Source organism: Lysobacter enzymogenes, assembly GCF_017168095.1.
In the GTDB taxonomy this organism is placed as follows: domain Bacteria; phylum Pseudomonadota; class Gammaproteobacteria; order Xanthomonadales; family Xanthomonadaceae; genus Lysobacter; species Lysobacter enzymogenes_D.
Window position 1 is genome coordinate 1 of the sequence record NZ_LXSD01000134.1, and the last position, 21783, is coordinate 21783.

The following is a 21783-nucleotide window of genomic DNA, read 5'->3' on the forward strand; positions in this document are numbered from 1 at the left end:
CCGCCGGCGTGGTCGCCGGTTTGCCTCGCGCTGGCGTTGCCGGCGCGTTGGCTGGCCGCGCGCGGCGGCGGCATCGCGGTGCGCATCGGCGGCGCGTGGCTGCTGGCGGTGGCGCTGCTGATGCTGGTTTCGACCGGATCGCCGGCCTTGCCGGGCGATCTTCCCGATCATCTGGAATAGGACGCACTGCGATGCCGCGTATTTGGTCTTTACTCATTAGCGTGTTGCTGATGTCGGCTTGCGCCGCGCCGGCCGCCGCGCACGATTTCTGGATCCAGCCCGAGCCTTACCGCAACGCCGCCGCGGCCGCGACCGCGCTGACCTTGCAGGTGGGCCACGGCCGCGACCGCCAGCGCTCGGCGATTCCGGCGCGGCGGATCCAGCGCTTCGAAGCGGTCGCCGGCGACGGCCGCCGCCTCGACCTGCGCGCGCAACTGCATCCCGACCCGCATGCGCCGGCCGACGCGCGCATCGCCGTGCCCGTCGGCGCCTGGATGCTGGTGCTGGAAACCGACGCCGGCGCGCAGAGCCGCCTGCCGGCGCCGCGCTTCAACGACTATCTGCGCGCCGAAGGCCTGAGCCCGGCGCTGGAACAACGCCGCGCGCAAGGCCGCGAGAACGCCGACGGCGCCGAGCGCTACAGCCGCCGCAGCAAGGCGCTGCTGCGCGTCGGCCCGGCGCCGGCCGGGGTCGCGGCCTTGCTGGCGCAGCCGCTGGGCCTGCCGCTGGAGATCGTGCTCGACGCCGATCCGCAGGCGCGCGCGGCGCGGCTGCCGGTGCGGGTGCTGTGGCAGGGCCGGCCGCTGCCCGGCGCGCTGGTCAAGCTGACCCGGCTGGAAGACGACGCGCAACCGCTGGACGCGCGCCGCACCGACGCCGCCGGCCGCGCCGACTTCGCCGCGCCGGGCGCAGGGACGTGGCTGCTGAACGCGATCTGGACCCGGCCGCTGCCGGCCGGCGCGGAAGTCGATTTCGAAACCACCTTCACCAGCCTGAGCTTCGACATCGTCGACGCGGCGCCGCGCTAGCGCGAGGGAGCGCGGCGCTGGATCCGACCCGCCCGCGGCGGGCGCCGACACCGCAGGCCGCGGCGATCGCAGCCTGGGGTGTTCGGCGTTGCCGAAGCGTTGCGGCTCCGTCCTGGGCCGATCCGACGCTGCAGCGGCGACGCGGCCGCGCGCCCGCGCGCGCAGCCGCCGCTCGCTCAAGGCAGGACCAGAATGTCGGTCCAGTCCGCGGAAGTCTGCGCGCGCAGCGCCGCGCCCAGGCTCGGGAACGGATCGACGAAGGCGCGGCGCTCGAGCTCGTTCAGCGAAATCAGCGAGCAGCTCGACGCGTCGGTGTTGGCGCACCAATAGGCGCCGGCGACCTCGGCCGACGGCACGTACACCGCCTTCCAGGTCTGGGTCGGCACCACCACCGCGCCGCTGGCGATGGTGGTGTTCATGTCGTCGAAGTCGGGGCCGGTGACGATGTAGGCCTCGTCCCATTCCTTGGCCACGGTGCGCACCAGGCTCTCGATCCTGGCCCAGGTGCCGCGGTTGAGCTTGGGCGCCTGCGGCACGATGTTGGCAACCGAAAAGGTCTCCTTCTGCGCCGGCGTGGTCGAGGCGTCGCCGGCCGGCATCATGTGGCCGCGGTCGTAGCCGCTGTTGGTGTAGCTGGCGTGCCTGGTCGGGAAGCCGGTCTCGCTGAAGAAATTGGAATCGATGCGGTTGATCGATTCGGCGCCGATCACCTTGGCCCGGGTCAGGTGCTGGGCCGACCACAGGTTGGTGCCGGTGACCTTGGAGGCGTACAGGTTGTAATCCTGGTAGCAGATCGACAGGGTCTGTTCGTTGAGGTCGGCATTGCTCAGCACCGGCTTGCGGCCGCCGGGGTATTGCTCGTTGTGGGCGCTGGTGCAGGCGGCGGCGAAGGCGGCGGGCGCGGCCAGGGCGAGGCCCACAGCGGCGAGGCAGGCGGCGAGTTTCATCGGGAACGGGTCCGGTGCGTGCTGGGTGCGCACAAAATTGCAGGCGTATCGAACCGATTCGTGACAAGTAATGTGGTTTTAGCGGCTTCCGCGACGTAGTGCAGGTTTTGCCTGGATCACGTTTTTGCCGGATATGTCGTACCGAAAGGTCTCATCCGATATTCATCCTCCCCTTCTTAGCCTGCAGCCCCTCTCCCGGATCGATCGAAATCGCCTATGCGCCGTTTGTCGTTGCCCATGCTGGCCCTGGCCTTGGCCCTGAACGCGCCGCGCCCGGCCGCGGCCGCCGACCTGATCGGCTTCTGGGACGCGCCGCGCCACGGCGGCAACAGCTTCAACCGGCTGCCGCCGGACGAGGCCTATTTCGCCGCGTTGCGCGGCTACGGCGCGACCTGGGTGCGGCTGTCCTACGACAAATGGACGCCCGCAGGCCGCGATTTCCTGATCGGCGACGCCGACGACTACCGGCGCCTGGCGCCGGCCGACCTGAAGACGCTGAAGGCGGCGCTGGCGCGCGCCGACGCGGCCGGCCTGAAGACCGTGGTCGCGCCGCTGTCGCTGCCGTACTCGCGCTGGGCGCAGAACAACGGCGGCCGCTTCGACGACCGGCTGTGGCAGGACCGCAAGCATTGGGAGGCGGCGGCGCGCTTCTGGCGCGATCTGGCGCGCGAACTCAAGGACCAGCCCGGCATCGCCGCCTACAACCTGATCAACGAGCCGGCGCCGGAAAGGCAGGCCGGGCTCAGCGAATACGCGAACGCGCAACAGCGCCGCGACTGGTACGCCAAGCAGCGCGGCGGCGCGCGCGATCTGCCGGCGTTCTATCGACGCATCGTGCAGGCGATCCGCGAAGTCGACCGCGACACCCCGATCATGCTCGACGCCGGCTGGTACGCCTCGGCCGGCGGCTTCGACTACTGGCCGGCGCCGCTGGCCGACGCCAGGACGCTCTACAGCGTGCACATGTACGAGCCTTATCAAGTCACCAGCGCGCCCAACCTCAAGCGCGCGAAACCTTATCTCTATCCCGGCCCGGCCCCGTACGGCGATGGCGAGCCGACCTGGAACCGCGAACGCGTCGCCGCGCACCTGGCCCAGGCCTTCGACTGGGCCAAGACCCACGAGGTGCCGGCCACGCGATTGGTCGCCGGCGAATTCGGCTGCGTGCGCCAATTGAACGACTGCGCGCGCTACCTCGACGACGTGCTCGCCGCGCTCGACCGCGCCGGCGCGCACTGGGCCTTCTACGCCTTCCGCGAGGACGCCTGGGACGCGATGGACTACGAACTGGGCAAGGGCAAGGTCGACTGGCGTTACTGGGAAGCGATGGAGCAGGGCAAGCCCGACCCGGTGCCGCGCAAGGCCACGCCGGTGTTCGAGCCGATCCGCAAGCGCTTGTCGGCTGGGCGCGAGTAGGGGGCTTGCGCCGTAAGCGAGGCGTCGCGGTCGCGACTCGCGTCGCTCCTGCAAGGGCTGCGTTGCGACACCCCCGACTGTAGGAGCGACGCGAGTCGCGACCGCGAAAATCGGCCCGCGCCGCAAGCACGAGGCTATATCCGCGACTCGCACCGCTCCCGCTTAAAAAACAACGCTACCCGCCGACCGCGAACACCGCTGCAACGCCCGCTGCTCGCCCAGCAGATCCGCGACCGTGGTTGCGGCCGCGCCCGGTCTCGATGTCGCCGGCCGCGCCCAGCTCCTGCACCACCTTGGTCGGGTGGCCGCGGGAAATGCCGCAGGCCTCGGCGATCTGCGCGATCGAGCGCGTGCACTATGAATTTTTCGGCCCGAGCGATGCGCAACCGGCTGCGTAGCACGCGGGCGTTCGCTGCGCCGAAGCGCGCATGAACGCAGCGTGCGCGGATGCGACATCGGGCGATGCCGGCGGCCTCGGTCTTTTCCTCGTCGCCTGCATCGGGTAAAAGACACCAAAGCGGGCGCGCAGGGGGGCGCCGCGATCCTCGGGTCGCAGCGCCGCGCCATCGTTCTTATGGATGTCCGTCTTCGGAGAGGGAGTTCCGCATGCGCCCCCCCCTGTTCGCCTGGTTGTTGCTGTCCGCCGCCGCGCTCGCCGCCTGTGCGCGCCAGGACGCGCCGCCCGCGCCCGCCGCTGCGGCGCGCACGGCCGCTACGACTGTCGCCGAGGCCGAGCCCGACGCCGATCCCGACGCGCAAAGGCTCGCCGACGCCGTCGCCGCGCAGTTCCCGGCGATTCCATCGATCGTCGTGCCCGAGATCGTCGGCGTCACGCCCGCGCAGCGTGCGCTGGAGTCGGCGATGGCGCCGGCGCTGGATCCCATCGCCGGGGTCAGCGTCTCGCCCGCGCGTTGCGACGGTGGCGGCGCGCTGCTGCGCGACGCCGGTTTGACCAGCGTCGACGCGCAAGGCCAGCTCAGCCGCATCGGCGACGAGGGCATCTTCAAGATCGGCGCCGACGGCAGCGGCACCGCCAATTACGAGGGCGGCCTGATCACGGTCAACGCCGACGGCAGCGGCAGCATCGACGGCGATGCCGGCGGCGAGGACGACGAGGACGGCAAGGGCGCGCTGGTGCGGGTCGAGGCCGACGGCTCGGGCTCGTACAACGGCCCGGCCGGGGTGATCGCCCTGGACGGCAAGGGCGGCGGCACCTGGAACGGCGACAGCGGCCTGGTCCGCAACAACGGCGACGGCAGCGGCAGCTGGAACGGGCCGCTCGGCCTGGTGACGATCAACAACGACGGCTCCGGCCGCTGGAACGGTCCGCTCGGCCTGGTCGTGGTCAACGGCGACGGCACCGGCCTGGTCGACACGCCGGCGCGCGCGGTGCGCTTGCCGGCGTTGCCGAAGGTGCCGCCGGCCGGGCGCTTCCCGCCGCTGAAGAAATTCGCGCCGCCGGGCGCGCCCTGCGGCTACCTCATCACCCTCAACGATCGGGTGCTGTTCGACTTCGACAAATCCGATATCCGCGCCGACGCGGCCAAGGTGCTCGACACGCTGGCCGCCGCGCTCAAGGACGTGCGCGCCTCGGCCATGGAAATCGGCGGCCATACCGACGCCAAGGGCAGCGACGACTACAACCTGGCGCTGTCGCAGCGGCGCGCGCTGGCGGTGGCCGCGGCGCTGCGCGAACGCGGCGCCGCGCAGCAGGCGCAGGCGCGCGGCTACGGCGAAGCGCAGCCGGTGGCGCCCAACGAGATCGGCGGCCAGGACAATCCGGGCGGGCGCCAGCTCAACCGCCGGGTCGAAATCTTCCTGCGCACCTGATCGCGCGCTGCCGTGTTCCCCCGACCACCGAGCGAGGACAGACGATGATGAGAATCGCGAGCGCGACGATCCTGGGCCTGGGCCTGGCGTTGCCGATGAGCGGCCTGGCCAACGACTTCAGCCTGGGCCTGGACGTCGACCGCGTGCCGACCGCGCAGTTGAGCCTGCCGGCCTGCAACGCGGCGATTGCGCGCGGCGCGGCCGCGCTGGGCTATGCGATGCGGGTGAACCGCGACCAGAAGACGCTGATCACCCACGTGTCCGGACCGCCGCAGGACGGCCGCGCGCTGATCGCCTACTGCATCGCCGCCGGCACCCACACGGCCTGGGTGGTGCAGGCCTTCGACTACTCCGGCCCGAACCTGACCGAGCCGCAGCGCATCGCGACCCGTGTGTCCGGCGAGATCCGCAAGGCGATCAAGCCGGCGGGTAAATGACGCGGGCGCTGTGTCGGTGGCGGCCGCGCTAGCCGGGTCGCGTGGCAAGGGAGGGTTCGCGGTCGCGACTCGCGTCGCTCCTGCAGGGGCTGCGTTGCGGCAATGCCGACTGTAGGAGCTGCGCAAGCTGCGACCGCGATAGCCGGGTTTCGACGCAAGCGCGGTTTCGCGGTCGCGACTCGCGTCGCTCCTACAGGGGCTGCGTTGCGGCAAGGCCGACTGTAGGAGCTGCGCAAGCTGCGACCGCGACCGTCGGATTACGACGCAAGCCCGTTCAGCGGCCGGGCCCAAGGTCTGCGTCGGGCAGGGCGAAGAGCGCTGGTCCAGCCGCGCCCAGCCCCTGGGGCCGCGCCGTGCAGCGCCGCCCCGGCGAATCGTCTACTCTCCGCTCCCCGGCGCTGCCCCAGGCGCGCCGGGCGGCGATGCTTTCGCGCGGCCATCGGGCCGGTCCGGGATGGGCCGGCGGTCTGCGCGTTGACACTCATGTAATCGGTTACATATGATGAATAGACCATATTTCCATGCAGGGCAGCGTTACTAAATGACCGGCCGCGTTGATATCGAGGCACTGATCGATCGGATGACGCTGGAGGAGAAGATCGGTCAGCTGTCGATCCTGGCCGATTCCATCCGCCCCTTCGCTTTCGACGTCAATCCGGACTCGTTCCAGTGGGGACCGGATCGCACCCGCGAGATGATCCGGGCCGGCCAGGTCGGCGCGCTGTTCAACGGCGTCGGCGCCAGGGAAGGGCGCGAACTGCAGCGCATCGCGGTCGAGCAAAGCCGGCTCGGCATTCCGATCCTGCTCGGCGCCGACGTCATCCACGGCATGCGCACCGTGTTCCCGATCCCGCTCGGCGAAGCGGCCAGCTTCGAGCCCGAACTGGCCGAGCGCACCGCGCGCGCGGCCGCGGTGGAAGCCACCCGTGAGGGCCTGCACTGGACCTTCGCGCCGGTGGTCGACATCGCCCGCGACCAGCGCTGGGGCCGGGTCGCCGAAACCACCGGCGAAGACACCGTGCTGGCCTGCGCCTTCGCCCGCGCGCGCGTGCGCGGCTTCCAGGGCCCGGACCTGACCGCCGACGATTCGCTGCTGGCCACGCCCAAGCATTTCGCCGCCTATGGCGCGGTCAGCGCGGGCCTGGACTACAACACCGTCGACCTGTCGCCGCAGACCCTGTTCGACGTGCACCTGCCGCCGTTCAAGGCCGCCATCGACGCCGGCGCGCTGACGGTGATGAGTTCGTTCAACGACATCAACGGCGTGCCCGCCACCGCCAACCGCGAGCTGCTGACCGGCGTGCTGCGCGAGCAGTGGGGCTTCGAAGGCTTCGTCGTTTCCGACTACACCTCCGATTTCGAACTGATCGCGCACGGCTACGCCGCCGACGAGAAGCACGCCGCCGAGCTGAGCATCGGCGCCGGCCTGGACATGAGCATGCAGAGCGGCGTGTTCATGGATCATCTGGCCGCGCTGGTGGGCGAGGGCAAGGTGTCGGTCGCGGCGATCGACACGGCGGTGCGCCGCATCCTCACCGTCAAGGCGCGGATGGGCTTGTTCGACAATCCCTATCGCTCATTGAACGAAGCGCCGCCCGGCCCCGCGCCGTACCTCGCCGCGCACGACGAACTCGCGCGCGAAGCCGCGCGGCGCAGCGTGGTGATGCTGAAGAACGACGGCGACGTGTTGCCGCTGCGCAAGTCCGGCCAGCGCATCGCCCTGATCGGCCCGTTCGCGCGCGACCGCGCCAATCTCGCCGGCTGCTGGAACATCTTCGGCGACCCCTCGCGCGAGGTCGACCTGGAAACCGGCCTGCGCGCCGCGCTCGCAGATCCTTCCGCGCTCGACGTGGTGGACGGCAGCGGCTTCGTCGAAGCCATCGACGGCGGCATCGACGCCGCGGTGGCCGCCGCGCGCGGCGCCGACGCGGTGCTGCTCGCGCTCGGCGAGCCCAGCGATTTCTCCGGCGAAGCGCAATCGCGCACCCAGATCGTGCTGCCGGCCGCGCAACTCGCGCTGGCCGAAGCGGTGCTCGCCGCCGGCACGCCGGTGATCGTGCTGCTGCGTTGCGGCCGCGCGCTCGCGCTGGGCCCGCTGCAGCGCGCGCAGGCGCTGCTGGTGACCTGGTTCCTCGGCAGCCAGACCGGCCACGCCGTGGCCGATCTGGTGTTCGGCGAGCACAGCCCCGGCGGCCGCCTGCCGGTCAGCTTTCCGCACGATTCGGGCCAGCAGCCGTACTACTACAACCATCCCGCCACCGGCCGGCCGTACGTTGCCGGCGGGCTGGAGTCGTTCCGCACGCGTTGGCGCGAAACCGACCACACCGCGCTGTATCCGTTCGGCCACGGCCTGAGCTATGGCCGCATCGAATACGGCGCGGCGACGCTGGACGCGCCGGCGCTGGCCTGGGACGGCGAGCTGCGCGCGCGCGTGCGCGTCACCAACGTCGGCGAGCGCGCGGCCGAAGAAGTGGTGCAACTGTACGTGCGCGACCGCGTCGCCAGCCGGGTGCGCCCGGTGCGCGAGCTCAAGCGTTTCGCCAAGATCGCGCTGGCGCCGGGCGAGAGCCGCGAGGTCGAGTTCGCGCTGAGCCGCGCCGACCTGGAATTCCGCGGCATCGACAACCGCGCCATCGCCGAGCCGGGGCTGTTCGACCTGTGGCTGGCGCCGTCGGCCACGGCCGGCGAGGCGGTGCAGTTCGAGTTGCTGGCCGCGCAAGGTTAAGGCGCGGGCGCCGCGGCGACATTAGAGAAAGGGAGGGGGCGCGGCTCTCTCCCTTTGCGTTTTTGCCGCAGGTCTTTGCGGTCGCGTGGCGGGCTGTGCGCGCATGGAGGTTGAGCGATCAGGCGGGCATCGGTTGCGCGGGCTCGCTCGCCGAGTTCGTCCCGCCGTATCGCGGGACGTCCCTTCCCAAGCCCCGGCGCGCCGCCGAATCGGCCTATACTGAGCGCCCGCGCACATCTTCGCCGTGCGCCTTCGCACCTCGAGCCGCCGCCAGAGGAGTCATCCTCCTTCTGCCGGAAGCGTTCGCCGTGCCTTTCGATCCCTGCGTTGCTCATCTCCCCGTATTGCGTCCGCGCGGCCTGCGCCGCGCGCCGTTGGCGCTTGCCCTGGCCGGCGCGCTGGCGTGGTCCGCGCCGTTCCTCGCCGTCGCCCAGACCGTCGCGCCCGCGCGCGACGGCGCGGCCGCCGCCGCCGATCCGACCGAACTCGACCGGGTCGAAGTCGTCGCCAACCAGCTCGGCACCGTCACCGAAGGCAGCGGTTCGTACACGCCGGGCAGCATCGCCACCGCGACCCGGCTGGTGCTGACCCCGCGGCAGACGCCGCAGTCGATCAGCGTGATCGGGCGCCAGGAAATGGACGATTTCGGCCTGACCGGCATCGACGATGTCATGCGCGTCACGCCCGGCATCAGCATCGTCACCTACGACAGCGAGCGCACCGAGTATTACGCGCGCGGCTTCGCGATCCAGAACTTCCAGTACGACGGCATCCCGATGCAGCGCGATTCGGCGTTCTCGGCCGGCAACACCCTCAGCGACACCGCGATCTACGACCGCATCGAAGTGCTCAAGGGCGCCACCGGCCTGCTGACCGGCATCGGCGATCCGGGCGCGACGATCAACCTGATCCGCAAGAAGCCCACGCGCGAGTTCAAGGGTCAGGCGACGCTAGGCGCGGGCTCGTGGGACGAGTACCGCGGCGAAGTCGACGTGTCCGGCCCGCTGAGCGGCGATGGCCGCGTGCGCGGCCGCGCGGTCGCGGTGCGCCAGGACAAGCACGGCTACAGCCAGCGCTATCAGCGCAGCACCGAGGTGTTCTACGGCATCGTCGAAGCCGATCTGACGCCCGACACCCTGCTGACCGTCGGCGCCGACTACCAGGACAGCGATCCGCGCGGCTCCAGCTGGGGCGGCATTCCCTTGCTCGATGCCGACGGCAAGTTCTATCGCGTGCCGCGCTCGTTCAACAACGGCGCCGACTGGAGCCGCTGGCGCCAGTACACCCGCACCGGTTTCGCCACGCTGGAGCATCGCTTCGGCGACGGCTGGGTCGCCAAGCTGCAGCTCAATCACCAGGTCAACGGCTACGATGCCGCGCTCGGCGCGGCGGCGTCGGGCCATCCCGATCCGCGCGACGGCAGCGGCGTCGGCCTGTGGCTAGGCCAGTACGTCGGCAAGACCGTGGCCAACGCCGCCGACGCTTACGTCAGTGGCCATTTCCAGTGGTTCGGACGCGAGCACGAGCTGGTGTTCGGCGCCAGCGCCTCGCGCAAGCGCTGGACCAACATCGGCTATTTCGCGCCGCCGGATTACCCGACGCAGGTGCCCGACTATCGGCAATGGAACGGCGCCATCCCCGAACCGGCCTGGCAGCGCGGCTTCGACAACGATCAGACCACCCGCGAGAGCGGCGCGTATCTGGTCGGCCGCTTCGATCTGGCCGATACGTTCAAGCTGATCCTCGGCAGCCGCGTCGCCAACTACAAGACCGACGGCATCGACGAGAGCGGCGTGGTGGTGCCTTACGCAGGCGCGGTGTACGACCTCAATACGTTTCTGTCGGCCTACGCCAGCTACAGCACGATCTTCAAGCCGCAGGCCGAGCAGGACGAGCGCGGGCGCGCGCTCGATCCGCGCGAAGGCGAGAACTACGAACTGGGCCTGAAAGGCGAATTCTTCGACGGCCGCCTGAACGCGAGCGCCGCGGCGTTCCGTCTGGACCAGGACAATTACCCGGTGCCCAGCGGCGGCAAGACGCCCACCGGCGGCGATGCGTATCGGGCGCTGCAAGGCGTGCGCACCGAAGGTTACGAGCTGGAACTGTCCGGCCAGTTGCGCCCGGGCTGGCAGATCCAGGCCGGCTATGCGCACAAGGTCGCGTGCCAGCGCGGCGCCAAGGTGTCGACGCTGGAGCCCGAAGATCAATTCAGCGCGCACACCAGCTATCGTTTCGGCGGCGCCCTCGACGGCCTGACCGTCGGCGGCGGCGCGCGCTGGCAGAGCAGCAGCTTCGGCCCGGTCGGCGCGCCCGGCGGCGGCACGGTCGAGCATCGCACCCGGCCGTACTGGCTGCTCGATGCGATGCTCGGCTATCGCTTCGACGAGCACGTCTCGGCCGCGCTCAACCTCGACAACCTGCTGGACAAGCGCTACTACACGATCTTCGACGTCTACAGCACCTACACCTGGGGCGAGCCGCGCAGCGTGCGCGCGTCGGTGACGTATCGGTTCTGAGCACGGCGGTGGGGCGATGGGCCAGTGGCGGCCCGCACGCGGTCAGGGCTTGGCCGCGTCCGGCTCCGGCGCCGGCCAGGGCATTTCGCCCTTGATCACTTTCGCGCTGAGTTCCAGCGAAGACGCCTCGCCGAGCTTGGGATACGCGGCCTGCATCGCGGCGATGAGCTGGGCCGAAGCGGCGGCGCGCGCGGCTTCGCGTTCGAAGCGCTCGATATAGGCGGCGGTGAACTTGACCGCGTCCAGGCCCTTGGGCTCCGCGCCGAGATAGTGGCCGGGAATCACCCGCGCCGGCTTGAGCGCCTGGATGCCGCGCAGCGTCTTCAGCCAGCCCTGGCGCGAGGCCGGCGTCTGCGTATCGGCCATGAATACGTGGCCGCCGCTGGACACCACCACGCCGCCGGCCACGGTCTTGAGCGAAGGAATCCACAGATAGGTGCGCGCCGGGTCGGGGCCGCGCAGGCCCTGGATCTTCAGCGTGCGGCCTTCGAAGCTCAGCGTGTCGCCCTGCAGCGCATCGGGCACGATCAGTTGCCGCGGCGCGTTGTCCTTAAGGATCGGCCCCCAGTAGGCGAGCTTGCCCTGCATCGTCTTGCGGATCGCCGCCACCGTCTGCGGCGTGGCGAGGATGCGCGCATCGGGGAACGCCGCGCGGATCGTGTCCAGGCCGAAGTAGTAATCCGGATCGCTCTGGCTGATGTATACGGTGGCCAGCGGCTTGCCGGTGGCGCGGATCTTATCGACCAGCGCCTGCGCGTCGGCGCGCTGGAACTGGGCGTCGATCAGCAGCACCTCGCGTTCGCCGACGACGAGTTCGGACGACACCGGGAACACGCCGTTTTCGCCGGGGTTGTAGACCTCGATGCGCAGCGGCGCGGCGGCCGCGGCCGGAGCCGATTGCGCGGCGAACGCAGCGAACGCGCAGACGAGGCCGAAGGCGAGCGACAGGCGCGGAGCGGGAAAGGCGGACATGGGCGGGTTTCCTGACGCGAGAGACAGCTCAGGCTAGGCCGGATGCGGCGGCGGAAACAGCCGCCGCGGCGCACGACTGCGTTGCGCGGCCGCATCCAATCGGCGCGCGCCGTTCACGTTGCGAGCGCCGGCTCGGATGCGGACTCGGCTTCGGCCGGATGCCGGAACTGGCGCTCCACCAAGCGCGCGTAATGCGGATGGGTGGCGAGCAGTTCGACATGGCTGCCCATGCCGGAGATGCGCCCGGCGTCGAGGAAGCAGATCCGGTCGGCGTGCATGACCGTCGACAGGCGGTGGGCGACGATGATGTTGGTGCGCCCGCGCATCAGCTCGTCCAGCGCCAGCTTGACCTGGTGCTCGGTCTCGCTGTCGAGCGCGGAAGTGGCTTCGTCGAGGATCAGGATGTCCGGGTCGCGCAGGAACATGCGCGCGATGGCGATGCGCTGGCGCTGGCCGCCAGACAGATTGTTGCCCTGTTCGATCAGCTGGGTATCGAAGCCCTGCGGCATCGCCTCGATGAACTCCAGCGCGCCGGCGCGGCGCGCGGCCGAGCGCAGCTGTTCGTCGTCGAACTCCCCGTCCAGGCCGTAGGCGATGTTGTCGCGGACCGTGCCGGGCATCACCGGCGCGCTCTGCGCGACATAGCCGATGCTGCCGCGCCACTGGCGCAGGTCGAACTCGCCGATCGGTCGGCCGCCGTAGAGGATGCGGCCGCCGCTGGGCTGGTAGAAGCGCTCGATCAGCGACAGCAAGGTGGTCTTGCCGCTGCCGCTGGTGCCGACCAGGGCCACGGTACGGCCGGGTTCGAAACGCAGGTCGATGCCGCGCAGCACGGCGGCGTCGCGGCCGTCGTAGGCGAAGGACACGTCGTGGAACTCCAGCACCTGTCCGGGCAGGCGCTCGGCGGTGCCCGGGCGGGTCTGTTCCTCGTCTTCGAGCAGGATCGCCGCGATCCGCGCCGAAGCGCCCTTGGCCTTCTGCAGCTCGGCGGTGAAGTGGGTGAGCTGCATCAACGGCGTGGCGACGTTGAAGATGTAGAGGATGAACGCGGTCAGGGTGCCGACGGTGATTTCGCCGGCGGCCACGCGCGCGGCGCCGTAGACCAGGATGACGATGATCGCCAGGGTCATCGCCAGGCTCATCAGCGGTTCCAGCAACACATTGACCCGCGCCACGCGCAGGCCCAGCCGCATCAGGCCGTCGATCTCGCCGCGGCTGCGCTCGCGCTCGCGCGGCTCGGCGGTGAACGCCTTGACCAGGCGGATTTCCTGGAAGATGTGGGTGAGGATGCCGCTGAAGCGCGCGGTGCGGTCCTGGATGCGGCGCGACAGGCCGTCGAGCAGGAACGCGATCGGGATCATGATCGCGAAGGCGGCGCCGATCGAGCCGATCAGGGCCAAGGTCAGGCGCACGTCCAGCAGCAACAGCACCACGATCGAGCCGGCCAGCAGCAGCACGCCGGTGAGCAGGTTGACGGTCTGGCGCGCGATCAGTTCGGAGATCGACTCGCAGTCGCGCACCACCCGGCTGACCCGTTCGCCGCTGCTTTCGCGGTCGAACGAGGCCACCGGCAGGCGCAGCAGCTTGTCGATCAGGCTCTGGCGCAGGCGCGCGACCAGTTGGTAGCCGACCCGTGCCAGCAGGTAGGCGGAGGCCGCGTTGAGCAGCGCCGCGGCGGCCAGGATCGCGACCAGCCCGGCCATCGCCCAGACATCGATCTGGCCGTGGCCGAAGCCGTCGATCATCTGCTTGGTCTGGACCGGAAACCACAAGGTGCCGGCGACCGAAGCGATCGCCGCCAGCGCGGCGACCGACAAGGCGACCGGCGAGGGCCGGCCGGTGCGGATCAGCCGCCACAGGTCGCGCGAGGACGAGGCGGATTTGTCCGCAGGTTCGGCGGAAGGATGGGGGCGGCTCATGCGGCACCGAAGGCTGCGGTACGGATTGCGTTGCGCCTGTTCACTCGGCCGGCTCCGGGGTGTCTCGCAAAACGGTTCAGGGGCGATGCCGACGCGACGGCCCGCGTATACGCGATCGGCGCAGGCGACGCGCGCCGGCGGCCGTGGTTTGCGCGCGGCCGGCCGTGGTCGGCTTCGGCGTCCGCGCTGACCCGGCAAGAAGAAAACTGACCCGGCAGTGTTACGTCGTGTTGTCGGCACGGTCAACGCGAGTTCCGTCTCGCCCGTCGAAGTAGCGATGCGTTTCGCATCCTTGCGCGCGTTGCGTCACAAATAGGCCGGCGTGCGGCGCGGCCGGCGAAAATCGCCGCGATTTGCGGGAGATTCGGCGACGCGCGGATGTGTGACGAGGATCGCTGAGCTTGCGCGCGGTGGGTCGTTCGGCAGTGTGCGCACTGCATTCTTTGCGCCGGTGCGCTGGCGCTGCGAAGCTAAGGCGCGGCGCGGCGTTGCTGCGGGGTGGGCGAGACACCGTCCCGCCGCGTGGCGGCGGGACGGGCGCGGCGTTCACATCGCCTGCAATTCCGGATTCTGGTTGCGCGCGTCCTTCGTCGGCGCCGCGGGCGTCGGCGCCGGCGTCTGCGCCGGCTGCGCGCCGTCCACCGGCACTTCCAGGTACGGCAGCTGCAGCGTCTGGCTGGTCATGCGCCGGATCTCGTTGGTCAGCGCCGGGCTGTCGTTGAGCTTGCGGCCGTAGGACGGAACGATCTGGCGCAGCTTCTCGCCCCAGCCGGCCGCGACCTGCTGCGGGAAGGCCTTGGCCATCAGGTCGAGCATGATCGGCGGCGACGTCGAGGCGCCCGGCGAGGCGCCCAGCAGCGCGGCGATGCTGCGGTCCTTGTCGATGACGATCTCGGTGCCGAACTGCAGCACCGGGCCCTTGACCGGATCGCGCTTGATCACCTGCACGCGCTGGCCGGCGGTGACCAGGGTCCAGTCGCTGCGTTTGGCGGTGGGGAAATACTTCAACAGCTCGGCGTGGCGATCGTTGTCGTCGAGCTGCGCCTGGCTCATCAGGTACTTGACCAGGTCCAGGTTCTCGGCGCCGACGCTGAGCATCTCGCCGACGTTGTCGTGATTGACCGAGGAATACAGGTCGAACCACGAGCCGTGCTTGAGGAACTTGGTGCTGTACAGCGCGAACGGGCCGAACAGGATCACCGGCTTGCCGTCGAGCTTGCGCGCATCCAGATGCGGCACCGACATCGGCGGCGAGCCGGTTTCGGCCATGCCGTAGGCCTTGACGTGGTGGCGATCGGCGATGGCCGGCGCGGTGAAGGCGAGGAACTGGCCGCCGACCGGGAAACCGGCGTAGTCGTCGGCCTCGGGAATGCCCGACAGCTGCAGCAGCTTGAGCGCCGCGCCGCCGGCGCCGATGAACACGAAGCGGCTCTTGACCGTGCTCTCCTGGCCGGACTTGAGGTCCTTGACGGTGACGTTCCAGGTCCTGTCGGCGTTGCGGCGCAGCGCGGTGACTTCATGCCCGAGGTTCAAGGCGAAGTTCGGGCTGCGCTGCAGGCCCTGGGTCAGCTGGCGGGTGATGACGCCGAAATTGACGTCGGTGCCCAGCGGCATGTAGGTGGCCGCGACGTGCTGCCTGGGATCGCGTCCCTCCATCAGCAGCGGCGCCCATTGCCTGATCTGGGCCGCATCGTCGGAGAACTGCATGCCGTAGAACAGCGGGTTCTTGACCAGCGCGTCGCGGCGCTTGCGCAGGTAGTCGATGTTGTCCTCGCCCCAGACGAAGCTCATGTGCGGGGTCGGGTTGATGAAGTCGCTCGGCGCGCCCAGGCGGCCTTCGCGCACCTGGTGCGACCAGAACTGGCGCGAGATCTCGAATTGCTCGGCGATCTCCACCGCGCGCTTGGTCTCGACGCTGCCGTCGGCCAGTTGCGGGGTGTAGTTGAGTTCGGCGAAGCCCGAGTGGCCGGTGCCGGCGTTGTTCCAGCCGTCCGAGCTTTCCTCGGCGACGCCGTCGCGGCGCTCGTAGATCTGCAGTTTCCAGTCCGGCTGCAGCTCCTGCAGGTAGGTGGCCAGGGTGACGCTCATGATGCCGGCGCCGACCAGCACCACATCGACCGGCTGGTCGTTTTGCGCCGCGGGCACCGAGCGCTGGTACAGCGGCCAGTACAGGAACAGCACGCCGCCGACGGCCGCGACGGCGATCAGCAGCAACAGGACTTTGCGGAATTTTTTCATGGCGGGGGACCGATCGCGGTGAGGCGATGCGCGGCGGCCGGCGGATCCGTCGGTGCGGATCCGCGCGTGCGGCGCCGTCCTGGGCGCCCCGGGCATCGGGCCAAAGGGACGGGCAGGATAGGGCCTGGACGGTGGAGACGGCGTGGTGCCGCCGCGCGGGGGCGCGGCGGCGCCGCGCTCAACCGGGCTTGCGCTGGAACGAAAACAGCCGCGCCAGCGGATGCGCGCGCCGTTCGATCCGCGCCCGCAGCAGCCCGGCGCCGATCATGCTGTAAGTGATGCCGTTGCCGCCGTAGGCCATGGCGAACAGCACGCGCGGGCCGTATTGCGCATGCGCGCCGAACCAGGGCAGGCCGTCGGCGGTTTCGGCGAAGGTGCCGGCCCAGGCGAAGGCCGGCTGCAGGCGCAGGCGTTCGAAACGTTGCTGCACCTGGCGGACCAGGCGGTTCGCGCGCGATTGCACGCGGCGGTCGCGGCGCGCCGGCAGATCGATCGCGTCGTCGCAGCCGCCGACGACCAGGCGGCCGTCGCCGGTGCTGCGCAGGTACAGATACGGGCGCGCCGATTCCCACACCATGGTCGTGCGCAGCGCCTGCAATTCGTCCTCGTTCAAGGGATCGGTGACGAACGCGTAGCTGCTGCGGTTGCGCGCCAGCGTCTGCTCGATCCAGCGCTGGCCGGCGTAACCGGCGGCGACGACGACATGGCCGGCGCGCAGGCGCAGGCCCTCGGCGGTGCGCAGTTCGACGCCGCGCGGCTTCGCCTGCAGCCGCTCGATGCGGGTGCGGTCGTAAACCTGGCCGCCGCGCCGGCGCAGGCGCGCGAGCAGGCGCGAGGTCATGCGGTAGGGGTCCACCGCCGCCGCGCATTCGCTGAGCATCGCGCCGGACGCGCGCAGGCCGTAGTCGGCGGCGAGCTCGTCGGCGTCCAGCCAGCGCAGCGCCAGGCCGTGGCGCGCGCGCAGCGCGGCCTCCTCGCGCAGCAGCGGCAGGTGGCCGCTGCGGCTGGCGTAATACAGGCTGCGCTGGCGGCGGAAATCGACATCGCGCAGTTCCGCGGCGACCTCGCCCAGGCGCTCCACGGCCGCGGCGCAGGCGCGATAGGCCAGGGCCGCGTTGCGCTCGCCATAGCGCTGGCTCAGTTCGATCAGATGGGTGTCGATCTCGTACTGCAGCAGCGCCGTGCTCGCCGCGGTGCTGCCCCAGGCGATGTCGCGCTGTTCCAGCACCGCCACCTCATGGCCGTGCGCGGCCAGTTCGTCGGCGATCAGCGCGCCGCTGATGCCGCCGCCGATCACCGCGACCTCGCAGTCCAGGTCCTGCTGCAGGCGCGGGAAGGCGTGCATGAGGCCGTTGCGGATCGCCCAGAACGGATAGCCGCTTTTAAGATCCATGAGGTCGCCGGACGGGGAGGGAAGGCCAGCTAAACCGCGGCGGCGTGTGCGCGAGGTGATACGCGCGCGTTTCTCGCCGATCCGATCGCGGTTTGCGTCCGCTCCAGACGGATGCAGGCCCGGCGCGCGGCCGCGGCCGGCGCCGATCTGCCATCATCGCGGCCTGACCGCGCCGGATCGAGGACACGCCCATGAAACTGCTGCTGGCCGGCGCGACCGGCCTGGTCGGAAGCCACGCGCTGCGGCTGGCCCTGGCCGACCCCGCGATCGAACGGGTGATCGCGCCGACCCGCCGCGCGCTGCCGCCGCACCCGAAGCTGGAGGCGCCGCGGATCGACTGGGATGTGTTGCCGCCCGATGCGACGTGGTGGCGGGTCGATGCGGTGGTCTGCGCGCTCGGCACCACGATGCGCGCGGCCGGTTCGCGCGAGGCGTTCCGCAAGGTCGACTTCGACTACCCGCTGGCGCTCGCGCAGGCCGCGCACCGCGCCGGCGCCCGCAGCTACGCGCTCAACTCCGCGCTCGGCGCCGATGCCGGCTCGCGGGTGTTCTACAACCGGGTCAAGGGCGAACTGGAGCAGGCGCTGGCCGGGGTCGGTTTCGACTCGCTGACCTATGTGCGGCCGGGCCTGATCGGCGGCGAACGCGCGCAATCGCGCCCCGGCGAGGCGGCCGCGAGCGCGGTGCTGCGCACGCTCGGGCCGCTGCTGCCGCGGCGCTGGCGAATCAACCCGGCGCCGCACATCGCCCAGGCCTTGCTCGATGCGGCGCTGCGCGCGCAGCCGGGCGTGCATGCGGTCGGCTCCGAACGATTGGTCTGAGCGGTTCGAACCGCCAAGGCGCCGGCTATGGCCTGGACGCGGCGCCCGCCGCCTCAACGCGGCAGTTGCTTGACCAGCTCGACGAAGTTGCGCGCCGGCGCCGAATCCAGCTCCGGCAACTGCGCCAGCGCCAGCCGCGCGATCGGCTGCAAGCCAGCGATGTCGCGGTAGACGATGCCCGGCAGGGCGAAGCGGCGCATCGCCTCGGGCACGATCGCCACGCCCAGTTCGGCCGCCACCAGCGCCAGCGACGAGGCCAGCTGCGGCGCGTGCTGGCCGATCCGCGGCTCGAAGCCGGCGCGGCGGCAGGCGCCGAGGATGGCCTCGTGCAGGGTCGGGCCGACGTTGCGCGGGGTCAGGATCAACGCGTCCTCGCGCAGTTCGGTCAGCCGGATCGACTTGCGCCGGCCGTCGCGCAGCGCGGCGTGGCTCAGCGGCAGCGCGGCGATCATCGGTTCGTCCAGCAGCGCGTGCAGCATCACGCCTTCGTTCTCGCTGCCGTCGTGGCGCAGGAAGGCCAGGTCCAGGCTGCCGTCGCGCAGCTTGGCCGACAGGTGCGCGCTGTTGTCTTCTTCCAGCGTCAGTTCGACTTCGCCGTAACGGCGGCGGAACTCGCGGATGGCCTGGGTGGTGAGCGGAGTGAGGATCGCCGAGGAGGTGAAGCCCAGGCGCAGCGCGCCGGTTTCGCCGCGCGCGGCGCGCCGGGCCTGGCGCACCGCGGCGGCGGCCTGCTCGGGCAGGCTGCGCGCGCGTTCGAGGAAGGCGCGGCCGGCTTCGGTCAGTTCGGCGCCGTGGGGGACGCGGTGGAACAGGCGCGCGCCGATCTCGTTTTCCAGATCGCGGATCTGCTGGCTCAGCGGCGGCTGGGCGATGCCCAGGCGCTCGGCGGCGCGGGTGAAATTGCCTTCCTCGGCGACGGCGAGGAAGTAGCGGATGTGGCGCAGCTCCATCGGGGCCTCGTCGGCGGTAGCAAATGCCCGTGTATCTGTAAAAAGTATCAGATGCAGTCATTTCATATATTGGACGAATGAAGTGCGCCGCGCCATCCTGACGCCCATGAACACGACTCCCGTCATGGCCCCATGCGCCGCGTCAGCCGGTTCCGCGGCGCCGCCGCACCCCGGCATCGAACGCGGCAGCGCGGCCTACCGCCGCGCCAACCTCGCCCTGTTCCTGGCCGGTTGCTCGACCTTCTCGCTGCTGTATTGCGTGCAGCCGCTGCTGCCGGAATTCGCCCGCGATTTCGGCCTGAGCCCGGCCAGCAGCTCGCTGGCGCTGTCGCTGAGCACCGCGGCGCTGGCGGTGGCGATCTTCGCCGTCGGCGCGCTGTCGCAGCAGGTCGCGCGGCGCCGGCTGATGTTCGCCTCGATGGTGTTGGCGGCGGTCTGCAACCTGCTCGCCGCAGCCGCGCCGAACTGGCCGCTGCTGCTGTTGGCGCGATTGGCCGAAGGTGCGTTGCTCGGCGGCGTGCCGGCGGTGGCGATGGCCTATCTGGCCGAGGAAATGGACGCGCGCCATCTCAGCGGCGCGATGGGCCTGTACGTGGCCGGCACCGCGTTCGGCGGGATGATGGGGCGGGTCGGCATGGGCCTGTTGGTCGAGTCCGCCGACTGGCGCACGGCGATGGCGGCGATCGGCGCGGTCGGCTTGGTCGCGGCCTTCGGTTTCGCCGCGCTGCTGCCGCCGTCGCGCCGGTTCGTGCCGCAGCGCGGCTTCGTGCTGCAGCGGCACCTGCGCGCCTGGGGCGCGCAACTGCGCGACCCGGGGCTGCTGCGGCTGTTCGCGGTCGGCTTCGTGCTGACCAGCGTGTTCGTGGCGCTGTTCAACTACGTCGGCTTCCGTCTGGCCGGCGCGCCTTACCACCTGGGCCCGGGCCGGATCAGCCTGATCTTCCTGGCCTATGTGTTCGGCATGTTCTCCTCGCCGCTGGCCGGGCGCCTGGCCGACCGCTATGGCGGGCGCTGGCCGCTGGCGGCGGGCATGGCGTTGATGGCGCTCGGCGCGCTGGTCACGCTGGGCTCGTCGCTGCTGGCGATCGTCGCCGGCATCAGCCTGGTCACGTTCGGTTTCTTCGTCGGCCACAGCGTCGCCAGCGCCTGGGTCGGGCGCCTGGCCGGCGCCGACAAGGGCCACGCATCCTCGCTGTACCTGCTGTTCTATTACTTCGGCTCCAGCATCACCGGCCCGCTCGGCGGCTGGGCCTGGCAGCACGGCGGCTGGGGCGGCGAGGTCGCCTTGACCGCGACGCTGGCCGTGGCGGGTATCGTGTTGGCGATCCAGGTCGAAGGCAGAGGGCGAGCGCGTGGAGCATGAATCGTCCGGCCGGCCGACGCTGTTGTTGCTGCCGGGATTGCTGTGCGACGAGGAACTGTGGCGCGAGCAGGCGCGCGATCTGGCCGGCGTGGCCGACATCGGCGTGGCCGACCTGACCCAGGACGACAGCGTCGCCGGCATGGCTACGCGGGTGCTGGCTGCGGCGCCGCCGCGTTTCGCCTTGGCGGGGCTGTCGATGGGCGGCTACGTCGCGTTCGAAATCCTGCGCCAGCAGCCCGGACGCGTGAGCAGGCTGGCCTTGTTCGACACCAGCGCCGCGCCGGATTCGCCGCTGCGCGCGATGCAGCGCCGCGCCGGCCTGCGCCAGCTCGAGCGCGGCCGTTTCGCCGGCGTGACCCAGCAATTGCTGCCGACCCTGGTGCATGCGCGGCATGTCGACGGTCCGGTCGGCGCGCGGGTGCGGGCGATGGCCCAGCGCGTCGGCGCGCAGGCCTATCGGCGCCAGCAGACCGCGATCCTGCAACGGCCGGACTCGCGGCCGCTGCTGGCCGCCATCGACGTGCCGACCTTGATCGCGGTCGGCGAAGACGATCAACTGACGCCGCCGGCCGCGGCCGAGGAGATCCATCGCGGCATCGCCGGCTCGGTGCTCGAACGCATCCCCGATTGCGGGCATTTGCCGACCCTGGAAACGCCGCAGCTCGCCACCGAACTGTTGCGCCGCTGGCTGGCGTGGTGAAACGCTTGCGACCGACCGACTTTCCCGAAGGACCCATGCGATGAGCGCACTGTCTGCGAACGAACTGGCCGCGTTGGCGCGCCTCAACGACTTGCGCGCCGCAGCCGCGGCGGGCGCGGAGGTCGACGAACTCGAAGCGCAGTTCGCTCGCGCCTACGCCGCCGGCCATCGGCTCGCGGTGTACGGCACGCTGGCGCCGGGCCAGCCCAATCACCATCACCTCAGCGACCTGGCCGGCGAGTGGATCGGCGGCGGCGCGGTGACCGGAACGCTGGAAGCGCTGGGCTGGGGCGCGGATATGGGCTTTCCGGCGCTGCGCTGGTCGCCGTCCGGCGCCGAAGTGGCGGTGCAACTGTTCGTTTCGAAGGAATTGCCCACGCATTGGCAGCGGCTGGACGAGTTCGAGGGCGAGCAGTACCTGCGCATGCTGGTGCCGGTGCGCTTCGCCGACGGACGCGTCGAGGTGGCCAATCTTTACGCTGCGCATCCCGCGGCGGGCTGACGCCGCAGCGCGGGTTCGCGCCGCCT

General features: G+C 70.7%; 17 protein-coding genes. 11 read left to right on the top strand and 6 right to left on the bottom strand.

The features are described from left to right. Together A7A76_RS03705 and A7A76_RS03710 are read left to right on the top strand one after the other, a co-directional pair. A partial coding sequence (locus A7A76_RS03705) for a hypothetical protein (RefSeq protein ID WP_206409927.1) occupies positions 1–180 on the top strand: 180 nt, incomplete at its 5' end. Between the two features lie 50 nt (positions 181–230). After that, on the top strand, positions 231–1028 hold the full coding sequence (locus tag A7A76_RS03710; RefSeq protein ID WP_206409928.1) for a DUF4198 domain-containing protein: 798 nt from the start codon (positions 231–233) through the stop codon (positions 1026–1028). Positions 1029–1204: 176 nt separating this feature from the next. On the opposite strand, the gene A7A76_RS03715 is transcribed toward A7A76_RS03710, so the two are convergent. After that, positions 1205–1975, bottom strand: coding sequence for a DNA/RNA non-specific endonuclease (locus A7A76_RS03715; RefSeq protein WP_206409929.1), 771 nt, complete (start codon positions 1973–1975; stop codon positions 1205–1207). 216 nt (positions 1976–2191) lie between these two features. On the opposite strand from A7A76_RS03715, the gene A7A76_RS03720 reads away from it, so the two are divergent. The 5 genes from A7A76_RS03720 to A7A76_RS03740 all read left to right on the top strand — a co-directional run bounded on the left by A7A76_RS03720 (position 2192) and on the right by A7A76_RS03740 (position 10899). Beyond that, the gene (locus tag A7A76_RS03720; RefSeq protein ID WP_241200705.1) at positions 2192–3391 is read left to right on the top strand and encodes a glycoside hydrolase family 5 protein; all 1200 of its coding nucleotides are present in this window, start codon (positions 2192–2194) and stop codon (positions 3389–3391) included. A 606-nt stretch (positions 3392–3997) separates the two neighbouring features. After that, the gene (locus A7A76_RS03725; RefSeq protein WP_206409930.1) at positions 3998–5221 is read left to right on the top strand and encodes an OmpA family protein; all 1224 of its coding nucleotides are present in this window, start codon (positions 3998–4000) and stop codon (positions 5219–5221) included. A gap of 47 nt (positions 5222–5268) precedes the next feature. Beyond that, positions 5269–5658 (top strand): DUF6180 family protein, encoded by a 390-nt coding sequence (locus tag A7A76_RS03730; RefSeq protein WP_206409931.1) that lies wholly within the window; start codon positions 5269–5271, stop codon positions 5656–5658. Between the two features lie 541 nt (positions 5659–6199). Next, positions 6200–8383 carry a beta-glucosidase BglX gene (gene bglX, locus A7A76_RS03735; protein ID WP_206409932.1) on the top strand — a complete coding sequence of 728 codons (2184 nt, stop codon included), beginning with the start codon at positions 6200–6202 and terminating at the stop codon, positions 8381–8383. A gap of 308 nt (positions 8384–8691) precedes the next feature. Then, positions 8692–10899, top strand: a complete 2208-nt coding sequence (locus tag A7A76_RS03740) for a TonB-dependent siderophore receptor (RefSeq protein ID WP_343225272.1) — start codon at positions 8692–8694, stop codon at positions 10897–10899. A 42-nt stretch (positions 10900–10941) separates the two neighbouring features. Here the strand turns inward: A7A76_RS03740 and A7A76_RS03745 are convergent, their stop codons facing one another. From A7A76_RS03745 to A7A76_RS03760, 4 genes are all read right to left on the bottom strand, one after another. Further along, entirely contained in the window at positions 10942–11871 is a 930-nt protein-coding gene (locus tag A7A76_RS03745; RefSeq protein WP_206409933.1) for an MBL fold metallo-hydrolase, read from the bottom strand. Between the two features lie 113 nt (positions 11872–11984). Then, positions 11985–13790: an ABC transporter ATP-binding protein gene (locus A7A76_RS03750; protein WP_206409934.1), complete on the bottom strand. Its 1806-nt coding sequence runs from the start codon at positions 13788–13790 to the stop codon at positions 11985–11987. A gap of 546 nt (positions 13791–14336) precedes the next feature. Continuing rightward, on the bottom strand, positions 14337–16028 hold the full coding sequence (mqo, locus tag A7A76_RS03755; RefSeq protein ID WP_206409935.1) for a malate dehydrogenase (quinone): 1692 nt from the start codon (positions 16026–16028) through the stop codon (positions 14337–14339). A 178-nt stretch (positions 16029–16206) separates the two neighbouring features. After that, positions 16207–17421, bottom strand: coding sequence for an NAD(P)/FAD-dependent oxidoreductase (locus A7A76_RS03760; RefSeq protein WP_206409936.1), 1215 nt, complete (start codon positions 17419–17421; stop codon positions 16207–16209). Between the two features lie 191 nt (positions 17422–17612). On the opposite strand from A7A76_RS03760, the gene A7A76_RS03765 reads away from it, so the two are divergent. Continuing rightward, the gene (locus tag A7A76_RS03765; protein ID WP_206409937.1) at positions 17613–18242 is read left to right on the top strand and encodes an NAD-dependent epimerase/dehydratase family protein; all 630 of its coding nucleotides are present in this window, start codon (positions 17613–17615) and stop codon (positions 18240–18242) included. A gap of 53 nt (positions 18243–18295) precedes the next feature. Here the strand turns inward: A7A76_RS03765 and A7A76_RS03770 are convergent, their stop codons facing one another. Then, positions 18296–19192 carry a LysR family transcriptional regulator gene (locus tag A7A76_RS03770; RefSeq protein ID WP_206409938.1) on the bottom strand — a complete coding sequence of 299 codons (897 nt, stop codon included), beginning with the start codon at positions 19190–19192 and terminating at the stop codon, positions 18296–18298. Positions 19193–19298: 106 nt separating this feature from the next. Here A7A76_RS03770 and A7A76_RS03775 point away from each other — a divergent pair, with 106 nt between their 5' ends. Genes A7A76_RS03775 through A7A76_RS03785 form a run of 3 tightly spaced genes read left to right on the top strand, consistent with a single transcriptional unit; the run spans position 19299 to position 21757 of the window. Further along, positions 19299–20555 (top strand): MFS transporter, encoded by a 1257-nt coding sequence (locus A7A76_RS03775; protein WP_206409939.1) that lies wholly within the window; start codon positions 19299–19301, stop codon positions 20553–20555. Then, positions 20545–21255, top strand: a complete 711-nt coding sequence (locus A7A76_RS03780) for an alpha/beta fold hydrolase (protein ID WP_206409940.1) — start codon at positions 20545–20547, stop codon at positions 21253–21255. The genes A7A76_RS03775 and A7A76_RS03780 overlap by 11 nt, the downstream gene beginning before the upstream one ends. A gap of 40 nt (positions 21256–21295) precedes the next feature. Further along, positions 21296–21757, top strand: a complete 462-nt coding sequence (locus tag A7A76_RS03785; protein WP_206409941.1) for a gamma-glutamylcyclotransferase family protein — start codon at positions 21296–21298, stop codon at positions 21755–21757. Positions 21758–21783 lie beyond the last annotated feature (26 nt).

What these genes read in the sequence shown, in the direction of transcription:
- A7A76_RS03710 (WP_206409928.1), top strand. Translation starts at nt 231, where the DNA reads ATGTCGGCTTGCGCCGCGCCGGCCGCCGCGCACGATTTCTGGATCCAG.
- A7A76_RS03715 (WP_206409929.1), bottom strand. Translation starts at nt 1,975, where the DNA reads ATGAAACTCGCCGCCTGCCTCGCCGCTGTGGGCCTCGCCCTGGCCGCG.
- A7A76_RS03720 (WP_241200705.1), top strand. Translation starts at nt 2,192, where the DNA reads ATGCGCCGTTTGTCGTTGCCCATGCTGGCCCTGGCCTTGGCCCTGAAC.
- A7A76_RS03725 (WP_206409930.1), top strand. Translation starts at nt 3,998, where the DNA reads ATGCGCCCCCCCCTGTTCGCCTGGTTGTTGCTGTCCGCCGCCGCGCTC.
- A7A76_RS03730 (WP_206409931.1), top strand. Translation starts at nt 5,269, where the DNA reads ATGAGAATCGCGAGCGCGACGATCCTGGGCCTGGGCCTGGCGTTGCCG.
- bglX (WP_206409932.1), top strand. Translation starts at nt 6,200, where the DNA reads ATGACCGGCCGCGTTGATATCGAGGCACTGATCGATCGGATGACGCTG.
- A7A76_RS03745 (WP_206409933.1), bottom strand. Translation starts at nt 11,871, where the DNA reads ATGTCCGCCTTTCCCGCTCCGCGCCTGTCGCTCGCCTTCGGCCTCGTC.
- A7A76_RS03750 (WP_206409934.1), bottom strand. Translation starts at nt 13,790, where the DNA reads ATGAGCCGCCCCCATCCTTCCGCCGAACCTGCGGACAAATCCGCCTCG.
- mqo (WP_206409935.1), bottom strand. Translation starts at nt 16,028, where the DNA reads ATGAAAAAATTCCGCAAAGTCCTGTTGCTGCTGATCGCCGTCGCGGCC.
- A7A76_RS03760 (WP_206409936.1), bottom strand. Translation starts at nt 17,421, where the DNA reads ATGGATCTTAAAAGCGGCTATCCGTTCTGGGCGATCCGCAACGGCCTC.
- A7A76_RS03765 (WP_206409937.1), top strand. Translation starts at nt 17,613, where the DNA reads ATGAAACTGCTGCTGGCCGGCGCGACCGGCCTGGTCGGAAGCCACGCG.
- A7A76_RS03770 (WP_206409938.1), bottom strand. Translation starts at nt 19,192, where the DNA reads ATGGAGCTGCGCCACATCCGCTACTTCCTCGCCGTCGCCGAGGAAGGC.
- A7A76_RS03775 (WP_206409939.1), top strand. Translation starts at nt 19,299, where the DNA reads ATGAACACGACTCCCGTCATGGCCCCATGCGCCGCGTCAGCCGGTTCC.
- A7A76_RS03785 (WP_206409941.1), top strand. Translation starts at nt 21,296, where the DNA reads ATGAGCGCACTGTCTGCGAACGAACTGGCCGCGTTGGCGCGCCTCAAC.